Annotated in this window: 2 protein-coding genes and 1 pseudogene; 1 reads left to right on the forward strand and 2 read right to left on the reverse strand. The window is 72.5% G+C overall.

The window, feature by feature from the left end; translation table 11 throughout:
- Positions 1 to 16 precede the first annotated feature (16 nt).
- On the reverse strand, positions 17 to 1,180 hold the full coding sequence (locus SSNG_RS04175) for a PLP-dependent cysteine synthase family protein (protein WP_007262550.1): 1,164 nt from the start codon (positions 1,178 to 1,180) through the stop codon (positions 17 to 19).
- A 209-nt stretch (positions 1,181 to 1,389) separates the two neighbouring features.
- On the opposite strand from SSNG_RS04175, the gene SSNG_RS04180 reads away from it, so the two are divergent.
- Positions 1,390 to 1,935: an ATP-binding protein gene (locus SSNG_RS04180; protein WP_007262551.1), complete on the forward strand. Its 546-nt coding sequence runs from the start codon at positions 1,390 to 1,392 to the stop codon at positions 1,933 to 1,935.
- Between the two features lie 51 nt (positions 1,936 to 1,986).
- On the opposite strand, the pseudogene SSNG_RS04185 reads toward SSNG_RS04180, so the two are convergent.
- Positions 1,987 to 2,656, reverse strand: a pseudogene (locus tag SSNG_RS04185) (ROK family protein); the annotation flags it as partial.
- Positions 2,657 to 2,723 lie beyond the last annotated feature (67 nt).

Raw genomic sequence — 2,723 nt, forward strand, 5'->3', positions numbered from 1 at the left:
CACCGCCCCCTAGGGCTCAGGCCTGGGGCTCGCGCCACTCGCCGGTCTCCAGCAGGGTCTGGAGCGTCTTGGCGTACGGGGCGATGTCGAGGCCCTGGGCCGCCAGCCACTCGTCCGAGTAGTACTTGTCGAGGTAGCGGTCGCCCGGGTCGCAGAGCAGGGTCACGACGCTGCCCCCGCGGCCCTCCGCCACCATCTCGGAGACGATCTTCAGGGCGCTCCACAGCCCGGTGCCGGTGGAGCCTCCCGCTTTGCGCCCGATGGCCTGTTCGAGGGCGCGGCAGGCGGCGACGGAGGCCGCGTCCGGGACCTTCATCATGCGGTCGATGGCGCCGGGCACGAAGCTCGGCTCCATCCGGGGGCGGCCGATGCCCTCGATGCGCGAGCCGCAGTCGCTGCTCGCGTGCGGGTCGTGGTGGGTCCAGCCGTCGAAGAAACAGGAGTTCTCCGGGTCCGGGACGCAGACGCGGGTGTCGTGCTGCATGTAGTGGACGTAGCGGGCGATGGTGGCGGAGGTGCCGCCGGTGCCGGCCGTCGCCACGATCCAGGCGGGTTCGGGGTACCGCTCCAGGCGCAGCTGCTGGTACATCGACTCGGCGATGTTGTTGTTGCCGCGCCAGTCGGTGGCGCGCTCCGCGTAGGTGAACTGGTCCATGTAGTGGCCGCCGGTGCGGGCGGCCAGGTCGGCGGACTCCTCGTACATCTTCATCGGGTCGTCGACGAAGTGGCATTCGCCGCCGTGGAATTCGATGAGCCGGCACTTCTCCGGGCTGGTGGTCCTCGGCATGACCGCGATGAACGGGACGCCGATCAGCTTGGCGAAGTACGCCTCGGAGACCGCGGTGGAGCCGCTGGAGGCCTCGATGACCGGGCGGCCGGGGCGGATCCAGCCGTTGCAGAGGGCGTAGAGGAACAGCGACCGGGCGAGGCGGTGCTTGAGGGAGCCCGTCGGGTGGGTGGACTCGTCCTTCAGGTACAGGTCGATGCCCCACGCCTCGGGCAGCGGGAAGCGCAGCAGGTGCGTGTCGGCGGAGCGGTTGGCGTCCGCCTGGACCTTGCGCACGGCCTCCTTGAGCCAGGCCCGGTAGTCGGCGTCGCTGCGGTCGATGTCGACCGTCGTCGCCGCCGTGCTCCCGGCCGTGTTCGAGGCCGGTGTACCGGTGGTGCCGGTGGTGCTCATGCGCCTTGCTCCTTTGTCGTTTCCAAAGCCCCCTCCTTTCGAAATGTACCCCCCTCACCTGCGCAAATGATTACTTTGGGTTTCCATGCGGATCGCTTTCGGTCGCGTCCCCGGCCGTTCGGTTGCAAGCGGCGCCACTGTGGGTGACCCTGGTGATTGCGTCACCGAGGGTGCAGCACCCGTAACAATGATGTCGGGGAGTCGCAGCCGTGATCAGTCATTCCCGCAGGCACTGCGTCGTCGAACTGCAGGCCCTGCCAGCGCGGATCGGTCAGGTCCGCAGAATCATCTCCGCGCAACTGCGCCACTGGCAGCTCGACCCGCTCATAGACCGGGCTGCGCTCGGCGTGACGGAGCTGCTCAGCAACGTCCACCGCCATGCGCAGCCGGACAAGGTGTGCACGGTCGAGATCGAACTCCGCCTGGGGCGGCTGACCGTCTCCGTCCACGACAGCGATCCGCGGCTGCCCGTCCGCCGGACCGCCGATGACCTGGAGACCTGCGGGCGCGGCCTGGCGCTCGTCGAGGCGGTCAGCGAGGCCTGGGGGGTCCGGGAACGGCCGGACGGGCCCGGCAAGGTGGTCTGGTTCTCCATGCGGGCCGCCCCCGCACCGGCGGCGCCGACGCGCACGGTCAGTATCGGCGTGAAGAAGACCGTACGGAAACCCGCCCGCCCGGTGCTCGCCGCCGTCGACGCCCAGGCCGTCGTGACCGGCGTGCCCGCGTCGCTCACCCTCGGCGCCAGGCCCGGCTGACTCCCCGCAGCCGCCCGCCCCCGCCACCCGGCCGGGGCACGCCCGCGCGGCTCAGGCCGCCGCGCCCAGCGTCCCCAGCGGGTCGTCCAGCACGGGCTGCCAGGCCAGCTCCGCCGCCCCGACCAGGCTGTTGTGGTCGAGGGTGCACGGCAGGATCGGCACTCCCCCGCTGCGCCCCCACAGGCTGCGGTCGGCGACCACCGCCCGCAGCCGCTCCGGGTCGGCGTACAGCAGCTCCCGGTGCAGTCCGCCGAGGATGATCCGGTCCGGGTTCAGGATGTTCACCAGGCCCGCGAGGCCCAGCCCGAGCCGGTCGATGAGCTCCTCGGCGGCCGCCCGGACCGAGGGCTGCGCGTACTCGGCGCGCAGCAGGTCCCGGGCCTGCGCCAGCAGCGACACCTCGGGGCCGGGCGTGCGGCCGGCGGCGGTGAGGAAGGCCAGCGGGTCGGCCTCGACGTCCAGGCAGCCCCGGCTGCCGCAGTGGCAGGCCCGCCCCTCCGGGTTCACGGTGAGGTGGCCGACCTCCAGGGCCAGGCCCGCGCTGCCGCTGTGCAGCCGGCCGTCGAGCACCAGCGCCCCGCCGACCCCGCGGTGTCCGGTGGCCACGCAGAGCAGGTGCTGGGCGCTGCGGCCCGCGCCGGTGCCGGTGCTCGGCGAGGGCGGCCAGGTTGACGTCGTTGCCGGTCAGGGCCGGCCCGTCGATGCCGGCCGCCTTCACGCGCTCGGGCGAAAGATGGCCCGCACCGGGGAGCCCGGGCGGGCCAGGCCAAGGTGCAGCGGGGTTCAGG

Origin of the sequence: Streptomyces sp. C, from assembly GCF_000158895.1 — a bacterium.
Lineage (GTDB): Bacteria > Actinomycetota > Actinomycetes > Streptomycetales > Streptomycetaceae > Streptomyces > Streptomyces racemochromogenes.

Coding starts and splice junctions, on each gene's coding strand:
- SSNG_RS04175 (WP_007262550.1), bottom strand. CDS start 1,180: ATGAGCACCACCGGCACCACCGGTACACCGGCCTCGAACACGGCCGGG.